Genomic DNA, 1,050 nt, shown 5'->3' on the forward strand with positions numbered 1-1,050 from the left:
AATCCCGCATCGACGAAACCGTCAAAGCCAGCGACGTGGTGCTCTTTATGAAAGGCACCAAGGAAATGCCCCAGTGCGGCTTCTCCTCGCGCGTGGCGGGCGTGCTGAACTACATCGGCGTTGACTACACCGATGTGAACGTGCTGGCGGATGAGGACATCCGCTCCGGCATCAAGGAATACTCCGACTGGCCGACCATTCCGCAGCTTTACATCAAGGGCGAATTCGTCGGCGGTTGCGACATCATCACCGAGATGACCCTGTCAGGCGAGTTGGATGGCATGTTCGAACAGAACAGCATCGCTTTTGACAAGGATGCTGCCGACAAGATCCGCGAAGCCAACGGCTAAAAGCTGAAGGCTCTTTTCATCACAAAGGCCTGCCGCATTCTGTTGCGGCAGGCCTTTTTTGTTTCGTGACGGATGCGGGGTTTTACGCCGCGTCGATCAGCACCAGGTCATCGGCGGTAAAGGTATCGCCGGCCCCCTGCAACCGGGCCACAACCTCGCCCTGCTGCAGGATCAGCGCATCGCCTGTTTCCGCATCATTTTCAACACTGTAGTCGTCGGCATTCACGGTTTCGCTGCCATTGTCAAAAACCAGCTGAACCACGTCTTCGCCCGCTGTGTAATCGGTGATGGTGATGACACCGGTTGCGTCCTGCGACATATACAGGCTGAAGTCATCCTGACCTTCGCCGCCGGTTCCGGTATCGCCGGCGCCCATCAGCAGGAAGTCATTGCCGGCACCGCCATCCAGCGTATCCGCGCCATCTGCCGCGTTGGAGAAGCCGACACCCTCAAGCGTTGCACCCTCATCCTGGTCGCGCAGGCTGGCAATCTCTTCCGGTGTCAGGTCCCGCGTCAGGTTTACCCCGCTCAAGGCATCATTGCCGGCGCCGCCATTCAAAACATCCGCGCCGTCGCCGCCGATCAGGTCGTCATCCCAGGTACCGCCGTCCAGCGTATCGTCGCCGCCGTCGCCGAACAGAACGTCGATGCCGCCATCGCCGGAAATCGAGTCATTTCCTGCACCGCCATAGGCAATGTC

Annotated in this window: 2 protein-coding genes; one reads left to right on the forward strand and one right to left on the reverse strand. The window is 59.2% G+C overall.

Annotated elements, in window-relative coordinates; all coding sequences use genetic code 11:
- Nucleotides 1–350, forward strand: a 350-nt coding sequence (gene grxD, locus A2I95_RS41850; protein ID WP_291738146.1) for a Grx4 family monothiol glutaredoxin, incomplete at its 5' end; no start/stop codon positions are given.
- A gap of 82 nt (nucleotides 351–432) precedes the next feature.
- Here the strand turns inward: grxD and A2I95_RS41855 are convergent.
- Nucleotides 433–1,050, reverse strand: a 618-nt coding sequence (locus A2I95_RS41855; RefSeq protein ID WP_367153231.1) for a calcium-binding protein, incomplete at its 5' end; no start/stop codon positions are given.

It is taken from the genome of Leisingera sp. F5 (assembly GCF_001593695.1).